This window comes from Paenibacillus sp. PsM32 (genome assembly GCF_030433815.1).
Lineage (GTDB): Bacteria > Bacillota > Bacilli > Paenibacillales > Paenibacillaceae > Saccharibacillus > Saccharibacillus kyungheensis.
Genome location: NZ_JARUWY010000002.1, coordinates 376,286 through 393,384, shown reverse-complemented (window position 1 = coordinate 393,384; position 17,099 = coordinate 376,286). Strand labels below are relative to the sequence as shown.

Annotated in this window: 14 protein-coding genes; 12 read left to right on the top strand and 2 right to left on the bottom strand. The window is 40.9% G+C overall.

The window, feature by feature from the left end; translation table 11 throughout:
- Nucleotides 1–109 precede the first annotated feature (109 nt).
- The 12 genes from QCD85_RS07575 to gyrA all read left to right on the top strand — a co-directional run bounded on the left by QCD85_RS07575 (nucleotide 110) and on the right by gyrA (nucleotide 14,928).
- Complete coding sequence (locus QCD85_RS07575) at nucleotides 110–1,942, top strand: ABC transporter ATP-binding protein (protein WP_301262177.1); 1,833 nt, start codon at nucleotides 110–112, stop codon at nucleotides 1,940–1,942.
- Nucleotides 1,935–3,797 carry an ABC transporter ATP-binding protein gene (locus QCD85_RS07570; RefSeq protein ID WP_301262176.1) on the top strand — a complete coding sequence of 621 codons (1,863 nt, stop codon included), beginning with the start codon at nucleotides 1,935–1,937 and terminating at the stop codon, nucleotides 3,795–3,797. Before QCD85_RS07575 ends, QCD85_RS07570 begins: the two co-directional genes overlap by 8 nt.
- Nucleotides 3,798–4,059: 262 nt before the next feature.
- On the top strand, nucleotides 4,060–5,247 hold the full coding sequence (gene purT / locus QCD85_RS07565) for a formate-dependent phosphoribosylglycinamide formyltransferase (RefSeq protein ID WP_274172448.1): 1,188 nt from the start codon (nucleotides 4,060–4,062) through the stop codon (nucleotides 5,245–5,247).
- Nucleotides 5,237–5,692, top strand: a complete 456-nt coding sequence (locus QCD85_RS07560; protein WP_161594173.1) for a GNAT family N-acetyltransferase — start codon at nucleotides 5,237–5,239, stop codon at nucleotides 5,690–5,692. Before purT ends, QCD85_RS07560 begins: the two co-directional genes overlap by 11 nt.
- 146 nt (nucleotides 5,693–5,838) lie before the next feature.
- Nucleotides 5,839–6,366, top strand: a complete 528-nt coding sequence (locus tag QCD85_RS07555; RefSeq protein WP_441005606.1) for a CAP domain-containing protein — start codon at nucleotides 5,839–5,841, stop codon at nucleotides 6,364–6,366.
- Nucleotides 6,367–6,580: 214 nt separating this feature from the next.
- The gene (locus tag QCD85_RS07550) at nucleotides 6,581–6,853 is read left to right on the top strand and encodes a DUF1450 domain-containing protein (protein WP_273612804.1); all 273 of its coding nucleotides are present in this window, start codon (nucleotides 6,581–6,583) and stop codon (nucleotides 6,851–6,853) included.
- A 222-nt stretch (nucleotides 6,854–7,075) separates the two neighbouring features.
- Nucleotides 7,076–7,906, top strand: coding sequence for a GDSL-type esterase/lipase family protein (locus tag QCD85_RS07545; RefSeq protein ID WP_301262175.1), 831 nt, complete (start codon nucleotides 7,076–7,078; stop codon nucleotides 7,904–7,906).
- A 40-nt stretch (nucleotides 7,907–7,946) separates the two neighbouring features.
- The gene (locus tag QCD85_RS07540) at nucleotides 7,947–8,951 is read left to right on the top strand and encodes an ABC transporter ATP-binding protein (protein WP_301262174.1); all 1,005 of its coding nucleotides are present in this window, start codon (nucleotides 7,947–7,949) and stop codon (nucleotides 8,949–8,951) included.
- Nucleotides 8,944–9,933 (top strand): ABC transporter permease, encoded by a 990-nt coding sequence (locus QCD85_RS07535; protein ID WP_273612801.1) that lies wholly within the window; start codon nucleotides 8,944–8,946, stop codon nucleotides 9,931–9,933. The genes QCD85_RS07540 and QCD85_RS07535 overlap by 8 nt, the downstream gene beginning before the upstream one ends.
- 368 nt (nucleotides 9,934–10,301) lie before the next feature.
- The gene (gene parE, locus QCD85_RS07530; RefSeq protein ID WP_301262173.1) at nucleotides 10,302–12,287 is read left to right on the top strand and encodes a DNA topoisomerase IV subunit B; all 1,986 of its coding nucleotides are present in this window, start codon (nucleotides 10,302–10,304) and stop codon (nucleotides 12,285–12,287) included.
- Between the two features lie 46 nt (nucleotides 12,288–12,333).
- On the top strand, nucleotides 12,334–12,456 hold the full coding sequence (locus tag QCD85_RS07525; RefSeq protein WP_273612799.1) for a hypothetical protein: 123 nt from the start codon (nucleotides 12,334–12,336) through the stop codon (nucleotides 12,454–12,456).
- Between the two features lie 9 nt (nucleotides 12,457–12,465).
- A complete protein-coding gene (gyrA, locus tag QCD85_RS07520) occupies nucleotides 12,466–14,928 on the top strand; it encodes a DNA gyrase subunit A (protein WP_441005605.1) in 2,463 nt (820 codons plus the stop codon).
- A gap of 505 nt (nucleotides 14,929–15,433) precedes the next feature.
- Here the strand turns inward: gyrA and QCD85_RS07515 are convergent.
- The gene (locus QCD85_RS07515; protein ID WP_301262172.1) at nucleotides 15,434–16,204 is read right to left on the bottom strand and encodes an RluA family pseudouridine synthase; all 771 of its coding nucleotides are present in this window, start codon (nucleotides 16,202–16,204) and stop codon (nucleotides 15,434–15,436) included.
- Nucleotides 16,205–16,214: 10 nt separating this feature from the next.
- The gene (locus tag QCD85_RS07510; RefSeq protein WP_273612797.1) at nucleotides 16,215–17,084 is read right to left on the bottom strand and encodes a class I SAM-dependent methyltransferase; all 870 of its coding nucleotides are present in this window, start codon (nucleotides 17,082–17,084) and stop codon (nucleotides 16,215–16,217) included.
- Between the last annotated feature and the right edge of the window lie 15 nt (nucleotides 17,085–17,099).

Genomic DNA, 17,099 nt, shown 5'->3' with positions numbered 1-17,099 from the left:
TTTAAGGACATTGACGATAAACGAACATGTATCCGCTTTGCGGGCTTTTGAGGACGGTGGTAAGCTTCATTATGCTAATAATCGACAAGAGAATCAAAGGGGGAGACACATGGACGTTCTCAAGCAATTGCATGACTACTATCGCAGTAAAAGGAGTTATTTGTACCTTTCTATTTTATGTCTTGCAACCGCTACCGCGCTCGGACTGGTATATCCAAATTTACTCAGAATTTTGATTGATGATGTGATTAAGCTGAGGCGATTTGATCAGGTTCCGATGCTAGCACTAGCTATTTTTGGTGTCGCTATTTTGAAAGGAATTATGCAATTTTTACATGGCTTTTTTGGAGGACGTCTTGGTAATTATATTGCATATCGACTTCGCAACGCTTGCTACGAAAAACTACAATTTTTATCCTTCCGTTATTACGATACGGCGAAGACAGGCGATTTAATGTCACGTCTAACAGGTGATCTGGAAGCAATCCGTAACTTTATCGGTTTTGGATTTGCTCAGTTATTGAATGTGTTTATGATGGTTATTTTTGGCTCGATCGTCATGTTTTCAATGAACTGGCAACTGACACTGGTTACACTGATATCGATCCCTTTTCTTGTCTTTGTCGCTCTCAAATTTGAATCCCGTATTCACCCTGCTTTTCAAGAAATGAGACTTGCTCTGGGTTCTTTAACAACAGCGGTTCAAGAAAATATTACAGGTGTACGAACCGTCAAATCTTTTGCTCGTGAGCCTCATGAAGTGGATAAATTTGCTGTTCGTAATGAACGCTATCGTACCAATCAGATTCATGCAGCAACTCTATGGAGTCGTTACTTTCCGGTGATGGAATTACTGGCTTCGGTCTGTATAGTGATTTTGCTTGGATTTGGCGGAACATTAGTGATTAACGGTTCGCTTACACTCGGAGAATTGGTCGCTTTCTTTACACTGATCTGGTATATTATCGGGCCCATGTGGGGACTGGGATTTCATATTAATAACTACACGCAATCCAAAGCCTCTACCGAACGAATCTTAGAAATATTGTATCAGCGCGTAGATGTCAAAGATAAAGATACAACCAGTCATATGAACATCCATGAAGTGAAAGGTCATGTTACATTTGAACATATGACATTTACTTATGGTAATCAATTGCCTGCTGTTATAGATATTAATTTGGATGCGCCTCCAGGCTCGGTTATTGGCTTATTAGGTGGAACAGGTTCAGGTAAATCAACGATTATTCAGTTACTGATGCGCGCATACAATGTGAGTGAAGGAAGTATCAAATTAGACGGAGTAGATATCCGAGATATTCGAATTGAAGATTTGCGTTCTCAGATTGCTTCGGTATTTCAAGAGACATTCTTATTCTCATCTACGCTTAAAAATAATATCGCTTATGGCATGAACGAAGTAACAATGGAAGATATTATTCGCGTGTCCAAGCTTGCCAAAGCACACGATTTTATTATGGAGCTCCCTCAAGGATACGATACGCTTGTAGGAGAACGAGGTATGGGATTATCCGGTGGACAAAAACAGCGGATTGCTATCGCTCGTGCATTACTTAAAAATCCCAAAATTCTTATTCTTGATGATGCAACCAGCGCAGTAGATATGGAGACAGAGCACGAGATTCAATCTGGATTTCAGGAAGTAATGAAAGGCAGAACCACCTTTATTATTGCTCACCGTATTTCTTCTTTACGACATGCCGATGAGATTCTAGTGCTAGAAGAAGGACGGGTAGTACAACGTGGTAAGCATGAACAATTAATCGATGTACCTGGCGCATATCAAGATATTTATCGTGTTCAGTATGCAGATCATATCGAACGGCTTCAAGCAGCAGACGATCTGTATATCTCTCATGATAAGAATCAAACAGATGTCCCTAATGATACACATAGTGAGCAGGTGAGAACATATGAGTAATATTTCAGCCAAAGAATCGTTGAAAGAACAACAAAAGCAATCATCTTCATCTATAACACGTGTTGAAGATCGATTTGTCTATCAAGATGATGAACTGATTGATAAAGCATTTAACTGGTCACAATTTGCTCGATTATTTGGTTATATTAAGCCCTATGCCAAGCAACTATTACCTTTTATTATCTTAATGATGGTGGTAGGTACAGTCACGAAGTTAGCTGTTCCTTACATCACAGGGGTAGCGATTGACAAAGCTATTCAACCGGCTACAGGTGCTCCTAGTCTAACCTTACTCTATGGTCTCACCGCATTAGCATTAGGATTATACCTGATCCAATGGGCAGCCAATGCCTACCGGATCAAATATACAAATATTATTGGACAGCGCGTGATCTATGATCTTCGTTCCGATCTGTTCAGTCATATTCAGCGCTTATCGTTTTCCTTTTTTGATAAACGTCCTGCGGGTTCTGTGTTGGTAAGGGTTACGAATGATGTGAACTCTTTGCAAGATTTATTTACCAATGGTGCAGTTAACGTCATGATCGACTGTGTACAATTGCTCGGTATCGTCGTTATTTTGATGTTGATCAATTGGAAATTAGGATTGGCAGTTATGCTAACCGTACCGTTAATGTTCTTCGTATCTACCAAGCTACGCAAAATTATTCGTTTATCATGGCAAGAAGTACGGATGAAAAACTCACGTATCAATTCGCATTTGAACGAATCGATTCAAGGTATTCGTGTCACACAAGCGTATACACAGGAAAAAGAAAATATGAAATACTTTGATAATATGAACGCTTCTAGTAAAAAATCGTGGGACAAAGCATCTGCGCTTAACCAATCGTTTGGGCCGTTGATAGAGATTACCGGTGGACTGGGATCGATGATTTTGTTTTGGTATGGAGCGACTTTGATAGCGAGCGGCGAGATTATGATCGGTACACTGGTTGCTTTTGCCAGCTATGTAGGGAACTTCTGGGACCCGATTAACCGTCTGGGCAACATGTACAATCAATTGCTTGTAGCGATGGCATCGTCTGAACGTATTTTTGAATTTATGGATGAACAGCCTTCAGTCGCTGATAAGCCCGGTGCACAACCGATACCACGTATCAACGGAGATATTGTTTTTGACAAAGTCACTTTTGAATATGTAGCTAATCGTCCTGCACTACGCGAGATTGATCTACATGTTACCGCAGGACAATCTATTGCACTTGTTGGACATACGGGTTCAGGTAAATCGACGATTATTAATCTGATTAGTCGATTCTATGATATCAAAAGCGGTACGATTAAGATCGATGGATATGATATCCGCGATGTGACGCTGGAAAGTCTACGTGGACAGATCAGTATTGTGCTTCAAGACACGTTTATTTTCTCAGGCACGATTAGAGATAATATTCGATTCGGACGACTGGATGCAACTGATGAAGAAGTGGAGAATGCAGCCAAAGCAGTACATGCTCATGCGTATATCGAGAAGCTTCCTAAAGGATATGATACAGAAGTCGAAGAACGTGGAAATGTTCTCTCTATGGGACAACGCCAACTGTTATCATTTGCCCGCGCATTACTTGCTGATCCAAGAATTTTGATTTTGGATGAAGCGACAGCCAGCATTGATACCGAGACAGAATTACGTATTCAGGAAGCGCTAAAAGTACTGCTTCAAGGACGAACTTCTTTTATCGTAGCTCACCGTCTATCTACGATCCGTCATGCCGATCATATTGTTGTTTTGGATCACGGTCAGATCAAAGAAGAAGGAACACATGCAGAATTGATTCAAAAACAAGGAATTTATAATGGATTAATCGAAGCGCAATTCCGCTTTTTGTGACAATTTTCGACTTAAATAAGCTTTGAAACCACGAATTATACGAGAATTGTCAAAAAATTTAGGTAAAGTGACTTGCAATCTTGCTCATTAGGTAAGAGAATAGAAAGTGTCATCACATTGTAAAGTTTAAAAGGAAATTCGTCGGAAATTTTACAATGTGCTAGCAAATGTTGAATGGGAACAGATTCAATACGCAAAATGACGTAAGCAGTACCATGTAGGTTGCAGTGCAAAACATGTGTATAAGGGAGTGCTGTCTATCATGTGGGGGGCCCCAAATTCTCGTCAAGCGAAACGGATGTTGATGCTTGGGAGTGGAGAACTTGGCAAGGAAGTAGTGATCGAAGCTCAGCGGCTCGGTATTGAATGTATTGCTGTTGACCGCTATCCGGATGCACCTGCGATGCAGGTTGCTCATCGTTCTCATGTGATTGATATGCTCGATGGCGACAAGCTAAGAGAAGTCATTATCAGTGAACAACCGGATTACATTGTACCTGAGATTGAAGCGATTGCGACAGATGTTCTGGTAGAACTAGAGCAAGAAGGCTACAATGTAGTGCCTACCGCAGTTGCAGCCCAATTAACGATGGATCGTGAGGGGATACGCCGTCTGGCATCCGAGACACTTGGATTGCCTACTGCTGCGTACCGATTCGCTGATAATTTGGAGCAACTGAAAGAGGCTGTTGCAGTACTTGGAACACCCTGCGTAGTAAAGCCGCTTATGAGCTCGTCTGGCAAAGGGCAGAGCGTATGTCGTACACCTGAAGATGCTTCGGCATGTTGGGATGCGGCGCTTGAAGGAGCAAGAGGCAAATCAGTTCGTGTTATTGTAGAAGCTTTTGTTCATTTTGAAAGTGAGATTACACTGCTTACGGTGCGTTGTGCCTCTGGAACGTTGTTTTGTCCGCCAATCGGTCATATTCAACGCGATGGAGACTATGTGGAGTCGTGGCAACCGCACCCAATGACTGCATCACAGCTAGAAGAAGCGCAACGTATTGCTGCAACCATTACAGAACGTCTGGGTGGATACGGATTGTTCGGTGTCGAACTCTTTCTAACCCCGGATGGTGTTGTATTTAGCGAAGTGTCGCCAAGACCGCATGATACAGGAATGGTTACAATGATTACTCAAGATTTATCAGAGTTTGCTCTGCATGTGCGAGCGATTCTTGGTTTTGAGATTCCGAGTATTCACTTGTTAACCCCTGGTGCATCAGCGACACTCAAAGCAACACAAGCTTCCAAAGATTTTGTCGTTGGCGGAATAGATGAAGCATTGAAGTTACCCCGTACGCAAGTACGTGTATTCGGTAAGCCGGAGACCAAGCCGGGTCGCCGAATGGCTGTAGCTCTCAGTGCGGATGAAAGTGTGGAAATCGCGCGGAAGCGAGCCGTGCAAGCGGCAGCTCTGCTAAAAGAGGAGTATGTACATGTCGACTAGTGTATTAATGCCTGTTGCAGAAGTCCGTAAATTCGAAAGTAAAGATGTTCAAGCTCTAACTGCTTTAATGCGTGAACTTCGTTATCCGATGACGGAAAGTGTACTGCGCGACCGGATGGAAGCGCTGGAAGGCAAACCGCAATTTTTGACTCTTGTTGCAGAACGTGAAGGACAGGTCGTCGGTATGATCGCTATGTACCGTGAGACTTCATATGAGACAGGACAACAGACTTCACAAATTACAGGTCTAATCATTTCTGCGAATTATCGTGGTCAAGGTATTGGACGTGAATTGATTGCTCAAGCTGAAAAGCAAGCAAATGAAGCTGGAGATCACTCTGTCTATGTAACAGGAATGAACCGTGACGAACGTCTATCCTCATGCTCTTTTTATCAACATATGGGCTATGAGAAGATCGGATGCCGGTACATTAAAAAAATGTAATTCCGCTATACACAGCCACACCTTTCGAAAAGGCATCAGAGCTATCTCTGGTGCCTTTTTGCTTTGCAATTTGGAGCAAAGTTGGAAATGAAATACCATTAGATGGTAAAATACATGGTGATTCTGAATCTAAAGGAGGAACACCATTGAACAACAAACGTACTTTATTCAAGCGTATCACCTCAACTGCTGCCGCAGCAGTCCTTGTAGCCGTAACGATAGCAGCTCCTGCCCAAGCTGCTACGTACCATGTGAAATCAACTTCTAAACCTTTATATGCCAGTCAGAGCGCTACAGCCGATACCTCTGCATTTGCAGACCAAGTCGTAGAACTAGTGAATCAGGAACGTGCCAAAGTAGGTCTCAAAGCGTTATCTGTAGACAGCAAGCTCCAAACAATGGCACAGGATAAAGCAATTGATATGTTCAAAAATAATTATTTTGATCACACATCACCAACGTACGGAACCCCTTTTGAAATGATGAAAACCTATGGCATCAGTTATCGTGCCGCCGGGGAGAATATCGCCAAAGGACAGGCTTCTCCTGCTCAAGTCATGAAGTCATGGATGAACAGCTCCGGTCACAAAGCCAACATTCTTAGTTCCAATTTTACTGCTATAGGCGTAGGATACCAGAATGGAGTATGGGTACAGGACTTTATAGGAAAATAAAATCAGACAAAAGTAAAATTAAAGAAAAGTATAATGATTTTTGAGTGATAAGATTTAAAAAGAAATACCCAAATACCTGTTTCCTTTCTTTTTGAGAAGGAAGCAGGTATTTTTATATACTTATAAGAAGTATAATCGTTACATAACGATAGTGATTAGGGTAAAGAAGAGTACATTATCGTCATGTAGCAACACATAGAGGAGACAACAAGCGATGAAAACGATCAAATATTGTACAAAAAATGAAAAATTAGGTACAAAGCAAGTATATAAAGCACTTAAAAAAGAGTTCCCCGATATCAAACAAAAACAAAAAAGTTGCTTGAGTGAATGTAAATCCTGTCGTAAACAACCGATCGCTTTAGTAGGTAAAAAAACTCTTATATGCGAAGAAACGCCTGAACTATTGTATGCCAAATTGGTCGAAATGATTCATGCTTCGGATGATAAAAAAGGGAAAAAAGAAAAAAAGAAAGCAAAACAATAATATTAAAATGTAAATAAGTAGATATGAAGAAGGTGGTAGATCAATCTCAACCATCTTCTTTTTGCTATATTTATTATTAAAATCGATGTGATAGTTTCTAACTGTTTGGAAGTTGCGTACGTACTGTATATAATAGATAGATAACCTATCTTAATAATGAACCGCGAGTCATCATACCAAGTGGCAGATGTTGTTCATATTTTCAGCACAGGAGGACAAATTATGAAATCATCCAAATCGTCAGTGCGTATCTGGCGAATCACAGGTATCTCATCTATTGTAGCCACGATTGTATTGATTGGCGGCTTTATTTATGCGATTTCTGATGTATTACATCCTGTAGGTAGCACGTATACAGGTACGGCATCTATAGATCCTGCCACAAGTGAAACAGCGACATCCACCGCTAATGCAGACGGTTCTTTTCGGGTGACAGTGTTGGGCGATTCGCTTGCTAAAGGTACAGGAGACGATGATGGTAGCGGATTTGCTCGTCGTACTGTAGATTTACTGCAAAAAGACGGCAAAGATGCTAAATTAATCGCTAATCTAGGCATTAATGGACAAAAAACAGCAGCGGTTTTATCTTCACTAGAACAACCGGGTGTACAGCATGTTTTGCAACAATCGAATATGATTTTTGTATCGATCGGTGCTAATGATTTATTTAACGCCGGTGAAGCACTAGGTAATAATCAGCAACAAGCACCAACCGAACAACAACTACTAGTTAATCTTCCCAAAGCAAGTAAAACACTACAACAAATATTAGAGCGGATCGCTAAAATTAATCCAGATGCTCATATTTTGTACCTCGGACTGTATAATCCATTTTCTGATTTACCTGAACTGCGTGTACCCGGTAATGAAGCTGTTACTACATGGAATACGACAGCAATGAATATTATTAATAGTCAATCTAATATGTCGCTGATCCCTACCTTTGATCTATTTCAGCAAAATATAAATAAATATTTATCTTCTGATCATTTCCATCCTAATGGTACAGGTTATGAACAAATTGCAGAACGTGTCGTCCAAAGTATCGAATAATGATTGATAGCGTATATGGAAATGAGAGAGGAGCTAGACCATGATCGATTCGAAGTCTACAGTTACCCATTCGCAGTCTACATCATCTCAAGAAGAGATTGTATTATCTGTGCAACATGTCAAAAAGAAAATCGGCAAAAAGTGGATTATCAAAGACGTCACTTTCGAAGTCAAAGCAGGTGAAATTTTTGGCTTTTTAGGACCCAATGGTGCAGGTAAAACAACGACTATTCGAATGTTAGTCAATTTAATTCGTCCGACTGAAGGAACGATAAATATTTGTGGCTACGATGTCACCAAGCAACCGGAAAAAGCATTAGCGTATGTCGGTTCAATCGTTGAAAATCCTGAAATGTATCCCTATCTGACAGGCTGGGAAAACCTGGAGCATTTTGCACGTATGCAGCCAGGAGTTGATGAAGAACGGATTCAAGAAGTGACTGAAATCGTTCGTCTGGATGAGCGTATTCACGATAAAGTAAGCAAGTACTCGCTAGGGATGCGTCAACGGCTCGGCATTGCTCAAGCGTTGTTAGGTCGCCCTAGATTGCTTATTTTGGATGAACCAACCAATGGACTTGATCCTAAAGGGATTCGAGATATGCGCATTTTTATTCGCGAATTAGCAGCGCAAGGTATGGCTGTATTTGTATCCAGTCATTTATTAAGTGAGATCCAACTGCTTTGTGATCGGGTCGCGATTGTAGGGCGGGGAAGCGTGATTGCTGTAGGTGGAGTAACTGAACTGGTAGAAGATACACAGCATCTGGTGATTTGGGAACTAGAGCCTCAGATGCAAGGAGAACAGATTCTACAATCTATTCCTTCTATTCAAGTGCTTGATTTAGAAAGTTCTAATATCGATAACGATACAGCCGCTTCGCTTCGAACGAACTCCATTATCACAGCGACACCGGAAGAAGATATCTCAACAACGATAGCGACTCTTGTACAAGCAGGGGTTCAGATTCATAATGTACGCAAACTTAGCCCGACGCTGGAACAACTATTTCTGGGCGTGACAGAAGGTGAATTTATTGAATAGTATATGGCCATTGGTACAGAATGAGACGATCAAAATCATTAAGAAAAAAAGATTTTATGTCGTGCTATTGGTTTTATTGGTACTGGTACCGATGTTTACTTATGCACAGATGCGTCAAGCTCAGGAGAATCGCACAAAGTTTGGTGAAGACTGGCGTGTGGAATTACAGCAAGCGATCACTGATAATCAGAATTCTTTAGGTAGTGATCGTGTACCCGAAGAATGGAAAAAGTATCGTCGTGTGTTTGTACAACAGATGCAATATTATTTAGAAAATGATGTGAATCCAAATGAACCGGGTGGAGTTACATTTACACGTGAGTTTTTGGACAATTCCAGTAGTTTATTTATTCCACTGCTGATTATGACCATCGCTTCTGACCTTGTATCTGCTGAACGAACAGGCGGAACGATTAAAATGTTGCTGACAAGGCCGATTCGCAGGTGGAAAGTATTATTGAGTAAATTGATTACGCTGACGATGTTTGTCTCGTTGATTGTCGTCTGTACCTTTATTATTTCCTATGTGATCTCAGGTGCAGCATTTGGCTATAGTGGATTTAATATCCCTGTATTTACCGGATTCCAGCCAAGCGATACCGGAACCGATATGAGTACGGTACATGCTGTAGCACAATGGCAATTTATTTTGATGCAAATGGGACTGATCTGGTTTGTCGGTTTGACAGTCGGGTTACTTGCCTTTATGGTATCTGTGTTGGTGCGTAGTACCGCAGCCAGTATTGTGATTATGATGGCTTCGTTGATCGCAGGAACGATATTGACCAATATGGCGGCTTCTTGGAGCACTGCTAAATATTTATTTATGGTCAATCTGGGATTAACGAATTACCTGTCAGGTAGCCCGGCACCCATAGAAGGAATGACTTTGCCATTCTCACTAGGAGTATTAGCTGTATGGGCATTCGTATCTGTTATTATTTCGTTTGCTGTTTTTACAAAAAGAGATGTACTCAATTAAAAAGTATGTTTTTTATGCCTGCTAATCTTATTTAGGATCAGCAGGCAAGTTTATTTACAAAAGATCATCCATGCTAATATAATGGGAAATCGTAGAATAATGCTAGAAGTATCTTTACGAAATGAAAAGATTAGATTACACTTAAAAGATAAATGGAAACATGTGTTTGCATTATAGAAATAACTTAAACGATAATTACATTTTATGTAAATCAAAATGGTCGACAAAATAAAAGCGTATGATATGATAGTTCGGGGTCAAGCGCGATTATTGATTTACCTATGGTATAATTTTCGCCTAAGATTTATAATGCTAATCGAAGGTCTAACAGAACAAAGCAATATTTAGATTAAAGAGGGGGACCATGAATGGTCGAAAAGATCGATTCACTCACAAATTCATCCCGTGGTAATGTTAATCCGCCAGTTTCCGGGTATGATGCTGACGACATTCAGGTGCTTGAAGGGCTGGTTGCCGTACGGAAACGTCCGGGGATGTATATCGGTAGTACAAGTTCATCTGGGCTTCATCATCTCGTATGGGAGATTGTGGACAACGCAGTTGACGAGCATTTGGCAAAACATTGTTCAAAAATTGAGATTTCACTGAACAAAGATGGTTCAGTTACAGTTTTTGATAACGGACGTGGTATTCCAACAGGAATGCATAAAAGTGGAGTACCTACACCACAGGTTGTATTTACCATTTTGCATGCTGGAGGTAAATTCGGCGGTGGAGGATACAAAAAGTCCGGAGGTCTACATGGAGTTGGTGCTTCTGTAACCAACGCTTTATCCGAGTGGCTGGAAGTAGAAATTTATCGTGATGGTGGTATTCATCGTCAACGTTTTGAATATTGGGTTGATAAAAAAGGCAAAGAACATGTAGGTGAACCTGGAAGTGGTCTAGAAGTGATTGGCAAAACCAAAATTACAGGAACAAAAGTTACATTCAAACCAGATATTCGTGTGTTCCAACAGGGGATAGCATTGAATTATGATACGCTTGCTGAACGTCTGCAAGAGATTGCTTTTCTAAATTCAGGACTAGAAATTTTGCTAAAAGACGACCGTAATGATAAAGAAGATCGTTTTTATTATGAAGGTGGAGCTAGTCAATTCGTAGAATTTCTGAATGAAGGTAAAGATGTATTGCATGATGTTATTCATTTCAATATTGAACGTGAAGATATCGAAGTCGAAGTAGCGATGCAGTACAATGCAGGGTATACCGAGACGCTTGCTTCATTTGTTAATTCGATCCCTACACGGGGCGGTGGTACACATGAGACAGGATTCAGAACAGCATACACTCGCGTATTAAATGATTATGCTCGCAAAACAGCGCTTATCAAAGAAAAAGATAAAAACCTCGAAGGTGGAGATTTACGTGAAGGCATGATGGCGGTAATCAGCGTCAAAATGTCAGATGTAGAATTTGTGGGTCAAACGAAAGACCAACTGGGTAGTTCTTCCGCACGTGGAGCAGTAGATGCTGTCGTCGCTGAAAATATGCAACGTTTTCTTGAAGAAAACCCACAAGTCGGCCAAAAACTGATTAAAAAAGCGGTTCAAGCTTCTCGTGCACGCGAAGCGGCTCGTAAAGCACGTGACGATATGCGTACAGGACGCAAACGCAGTGAAAGTTCGAATCTGAACGGTAAGCTAAGCCCTGCGCAATCCAAAGATTTTTCTAAAAATGAACTATTTATCGTCGAAGGAGATTCGGCAGGTGGTTCTGCGAAGCAAGGACGAGATTCCAAAATTCAAGCGATCTTACCACTCAAAGGTAAACCGATGAATCCGGAGAAATCCAAACTTGCTGATGTGATGAAAAATGAAGAGTATCGGGCGATTATTTCTGCTATTGGAGCAGGAGTAGGAACAGAATTTGCGATAGAAGATAGCAACTACTCCAAAATCATTATTATGACCGATGCGGATACCGATGGTGCTCATATTCAAGTCTTGTTACTAACGTTCTTCTACCGTTATATGAAGCAATTGATCGATAATGGTAAAGTCTATATTGCTCAACCTCCGTTGTACAAAATTTCTCAACGTGCAGGTAAAAAATCGCAAGAACGTTATGTATGGACAGACGAAGAATTGAACCAATCGATGAAAGAGTTTGGCAAAAACGTCGATTTGCAACGCTATAAAGGATTAGGAGAAATGAATCCCGAGCAATTATGGGAGACAACGATGAATCCTGAAAGTCGTACGTTATTGCAGGTGCAGATCGAAGATGCTGCCAAAGCAGAGCGTCGTGTATCTACACTGATGGGTGATAAAGTCGATCCTCGTAAACGTTGGATTGTAGAAAATGTAGACTTTACAGAATATGTAGAGTAATACACTAGATAATATGTAAATTGAATTTTAGTAATGATGAAACTAAATGAGCCGCTGCGTTAGTGCAGATGGAAGTGAGCATCATACCGTACTTGGTTGGAATGGTATTCACTTCCCTCTGTACTCTGCGGCGGCTTCAAAATTATCCGGCGATAAGCTCGGAAGGTAAGGTGAACGGATGGCTATTGAAAATAACGATAAATTTTTGCCAGCATTTCTAGAAGAAATCGTTGGAGACCGTTTTGGTCGCTACTCTAAATATATTATTCAAGACCGCGCAATTCCTGATGTTCGTGATGGATTAAAGCCGGTACAACGCCGTATTTTGTACGCAATGTACGACTCGGGCAATACTCCTGAAAAAGGATACCGCAAATCTGCCAAAACGGTCGGCGATGTGATGGGTAATTATCACCCTCATGGTGATTCATCGATCTATGATGGTATGGTACGGATGGCACAACCATGGAAAATGAGTCATACGCTTGTCGATGGACATGGTAACTGGGGATCTCCTGATGATGATCCAGCAGCAGCAATGCGTTATACAGAAGCTCGGCTATCTTCGATAGCGATGGAAATTTTGCGTGATATTGATCGCAACACCGTACAATTTAAAGATAATTTCGATAATACGACGCAAGAGCCGGTCGTTTTACCTTCTCGTTATCCTAACTTGTTAGTGAACGGAGTAAGCGGAATTTCGTCTGGTTTTGCTACTGAAATTCCTCCGCACAGTCTACGCGAAGTGATTGAAGGCTGTATTGCGTTAATGGAAAATCCAGAAATGGAATTGCCTGAATTGATGAATTATATCAAAGGCCCTGATTTTCCAACAGGTGGTACAATTATGGGCGGAGACGGCATACGAGATGCGTACTCCACAGGGAAAGGACGTATTTACGTACGTTCCAAAACCGAAATCGAAACATTACGTGGCGGCAAACAACAGATCGTTATTACCGAGATTCCTTATCAAGTTGTTAAAGTTCGCCTTGTCACCGCGATGGAAAATATACGGCTTGAGAAAAAAGTAGAAGGTATCGCTGAAGTTCGTGATGAAAGTGGACGCGATGGACTACGGATCGTTATTGAACTGAAAAAAGAAGCAGATGCACAAGGAATTCTTGCTTATTTGCTCAAAAAAACCGATCTACAAGTTACTTATAACTTCAATATGGTAGCGATTGTAAATAAAGCTCCTCAGCAAATGGGACTTAAAAGTATTCTGGAAGCTTATATTGCTCATCAACGTGAAGTGGTGACACGTCGTACACAACATGATCTTGATAAAGTTGAAGATCGTGCACACGTATTAGAAGGTCTGGCTAAAGCGCTAAATGTATTGGATGAAGTGATTGCAGCAATCAAAGCGTCTAAAAACCGTCAGGATGCACAAAATAATTTGCAATGGATGTTTGGTCTTACTGAACGCCAAGCAGATGCTATTTTGACGCTTCAATTGTATCGCATAACCAATCTAGAAATTAATCAGGTTGAAAAAGAACTGAATGATATCCAGAAAAAAATTACGAATTTCCGTGCGATTCTTGGTAGCGATAAAAAGCTAGTTGGATTGATCAAAAAAGAATTAATGGAAATTCATGATAAGCATGGTATTAATCGTCGTTCGATTATTCAAGATGAAGTTGAAGAATTAAAAGTTAATCTTGAAGTGATGATTAATTCCGAAGATGTACTGGTTAGCCTTTCTAACGATGGTTATATTAAGCGTACCAGTATGATGTCTTTCAATCGTTCCGGTGGAGAACGCAATGGATCAGGTGCTAAGGAAGATGATTATATTCGTGATGTGATAAATGTAAATACACTGGATAGTCTGCTTGTATTTACACAGCGAGGACAATATTTCTTATTGCCTGTTCATCAGATTCCTGACTTCAAATGGAAAGAAACAGGAAAAGCGATTGTAAATATTATTCCGATGACTCGTGAAGATCGCATCGTAACGATGATTCCTGTTCGTAATTTTGAAGAAGAACAAGCAGATTTGATCTTTGTCACCAAGCGAGGTCAAGTGAAGCGTACAGAAATTAAAGAGTATGCAACTAAGCGTTCAGGAGCAGTCGCTGCTTGTAAGCTAGGGGATGGGGATGAAGTGATCTCAGTCACCCGGGCAGGACAAGCAAGAGACTTGATGCTAATTACCAAAGACGGTATGAGTATCCGTTTCCGCGCCGAAGAAGTCAATCCAATGGGTCGTGTAGCAGCAGGTGTACGTGGGATTCAACTGGTTGGAGACGATGAAGTTGCTGTAGTCTTATGGGTAGATGGAGAAGAAGGACAATTGATGGTCATTACCGATCTCGGTTATGCCAAACGTACTTCATTGTTACAGTATCAGACGCAAAGTCGCGGTGGTAAAGGATTATCCACTTTTGAGTTCAAAGAAGGTAAACGTTCCAAACCTAATGGTAATCGTATTATCGGTGCTTTTGTCTGCGAAGAACATCGTTCATTCCTAGCTATTTTACCTCCTAATCGCATGATCGGATTCAATAGCAAAGCCGCACTACAAACCGATGAACGTAGACATATTGGTAAACAGATTGTCGAAATGGACAAAGCAGATAGTATTAGCGGAATTGTAGAAGATTTATCTTCTAACGGCTCTACCTGATTTTTTTAAGTGAAAATAAAATAATGCTATAAAAAAAACTTCTCTTGCTATCTACAGACAGCAAGAGAAGTTTTTTGTACATATTCATCGCCTAACAACAATTTGACGTATGTTAAATAGTGAAGCAAAAAAACGATACAATTATAATATTATATTTTGAAATAGTGAAAACTCAAAGTATCTTTATGCACGAAGCGAAGAGAATAGATGATTCTGAAAGAGCGAAGCGCTCGCCTTTAAGAAGGGATATTTACTGCTCTAAGCAGTGATTCAAAATATCCCTTCTTAACAGCGACGGAAAGAATAGCTATTCTCGAAGCGCATGTACACCAAAACACCAGTACAGATTTCTAAAATTAAATTTTTGCTGAATTAATATTCCAATATAAATAGGATACAAAAAAGCTTTTCCGCTCCTTGATTACAAGGCAATGGAAAAGCTTTTTTGTATCCTATTTATACAATACTGAGATTAATTTCACACATCATCTCAATTTTGTTCTACTTACTTCAACTTCGTTTGCTCCAACTCAAGCTCCAACCGTTGCTTCAATTGCTCATAAATATCACTCGACCATTCAATCCATGGCTTAGTCTGCGGAGGAAGTGAGATCATAGAGATCATTCGACCACCGACAGGATGAGGAACAGCAGTCAGGACTGACCATAATGCTAATTGTTCACCACGACGGTTCACTTCAGCACCATACTTTTGATCCCCGAATAACGGATAACCTGCATGAGACATTTGAATACGAATCTGATGAGAACGTCCGGTATGCAAATGAATTAAGACTAGCGCCAGATTCAAATCCTCATTTTGAGCGAGTACTTCATAATCTAGCACAGCTTCTTTACCACCCGTAGTTCCTGCTGGTACTACTGTACCTGTATTAGTACGCGAATTTTTAAGAAGCACGTCTTTAAGTGTTGCTTTGGATACAGTAGGAATACCACGTACAACCGCCACATAACGTTTCACCATCGTACGACTACGTACAGATTCGGACAAACGAGAAGCCGCTTTGGATGTTTTGGCAAATACCATCGCTCCGCCTACCGGACGATCCAGACGGTGGATCAATCCCAAATAGACATTGCCTGCTTTGTTATAACGCTCTTTCAGATCTTCTTTGATCAACGTCAGCATATCTGGATCGCCTGTTGGATCTTCTTGAGAAGGAATATTTATTGGCTTTACAACGCCGATAATATGATTGTCTTCATAAAGAACAGGAATCGGTTCTCTGCCTTTAGTATTTGAATGTTGTTCCATTTGTTATTCCTCAGCTTTCCCAGCGTCCAAGAATACCACAAGGTAAATTCAGACCTGAGTTCGTGATAGGTAGACCAATTTCACCAGAAGAAAGGGTACCACCGTAACGTTGTTGCATTGTCATATTCAAAATATTAGACAACACGGTAGGAGCGATTCCTGTTGTATACGAGTTGATCAGCATAAATAATGGATTGTCAGACATAATCGACAAGCAAGATTCCAGGAACGGATACAGACTGGATTCCAATTTCCACATTTCGCCACCAGGGCCACGTCCGTAAGAAGGAGGGTCCATAATGATTGCATCGTATTTGTTACCACGACGTTGCTCGCGTTGTACAAATTTAAATACATCATCTGTAATAAAGCGTACCGGGCGATCGCCAATACCGGACAATTGATGGTTTTCTTTTGCCCATTGCACCATGCCTTTAGCCGCATCTACGTGGACGACATCAGCGCCTGCATAAGAAGCAGCAGTCGTCGCTCCACCAGTATAAGCGAATAAGTTCAAGACCGTGATAGGACGACCTGCATTTTTGATTTTGTCCATCATCCAGCTCCAGTTTGCTGCTTGTTCAGGGAATAGACCGGTATGTTTGAAATTTGTCGGTTTGATATGAAAATTCAGATCGCCATAGCGAATATTCCAGCGTTCTGGAATTTTGCGTTTCCATTCCCATTCGCCACCACCTGAAGCGCTACGGTGATAATGCCCGTGGACTTGATTCCAACGCGGGTCTCGATCTGCGGATTGAAGAGGCCAGATGATCTGCGGGTCTGGACGACGTAATAAGATTTCGCCCCAACGCTCCAGACGCTCACCTGCGCCCGTATCAATTAATTCATAATCTTTCCATTGATCAGCAATATACATGTAATAATCCATCCT

What these genes read in the sequence shown, in the direction of transcription:
- QCD85_RS07545 (WP_301262175.1), top strand. Translation starts at nt 7,076, where the DNA reads ATGAAATCATCCAAATCGTCAGTGCGTATCTGGCGAATCACAGGTATC.
- parE (WP_301262173.1), top strand. Translation starts at nt 10,302, where the DNA reads ATGGTCGAAAAGATCGATTCACTCACAAATTCATCCCGTGGTAATGTT.
- QCD85_RS07540 (WP_301262174.1), top strand. Translation starts at nt 7,947, where the DNA reads ATGATCGATTCGAAGTCTACAGTTACCCATTCGCAGTCTACATCATCT.
- QCD85_RS07525 (WP_273612799.1), top strand. Translation starts at nt 12,334, where the DNA reads ATGAGCCGCTGCGTTAGTGCAGATGGAAGTGAGCATCATACCGTACTT.
- purT (WP_274172448.1), top strand. Translation starts at nt 4,060, where the DNA reads ATGTGGGGGGCCCCAAATTCTCGTCAAGCGAAACGGATGTTGATGCTT.
- QCD85_RS07515 (WP_301262172.1), bottom strand. Translation starts at nt 16,204, where the DNA reads ATGGAACAACATTCAAATACTAAAGGCAGAGAACCGATTCCTGTTCTT.
- QCD85_RS07575 (WP_301262177.1), top strand. Translation starts at nt 110, where the DNA reads ATGGACGTTCTCAAGCAATTGCATGACTACTATCGCAGTAAAAGGAGT.
- gyrA (WP_441005605.1), top strand. Translation starts at nt 12,466, where the DNA reads ATGGCTATTGAAAATAACGATAAATTTTTGCCAGCATTTCTAGAAGAA.
- QCD85_RS07550 (WP_273612804.1), top strand. Translation starts at nt 6,581, where the DNA reads ATGAAAACGATCAAATATTGTACAAAAAATGAAAAATTAGGTACAAAG.
- QCD85_RS07570 (WP_301262176.1), top strand. Translation starts at nt 1,935, where the DNA reads ATGAGTAATATTTCAGCCAAAGAATCGTTGAAAGAACAACAAAAGCAA.
- QCD85_RS07510 (WP_273612797.1), bottom strand. Translation starts at nt 17,084, where the DNA reads ATGTATATTGCTGATCAATGGAAAGATTATGAATTAATTGATACGGGC.
- QCD85_RS07560 (WP_161594173.1), top strand. Translation starts at nt 5,237, where the DNA reads ATGTCGACTAGTGTATTAATGCCTGTTGCAGAAGTCCGTAAATTCGAA.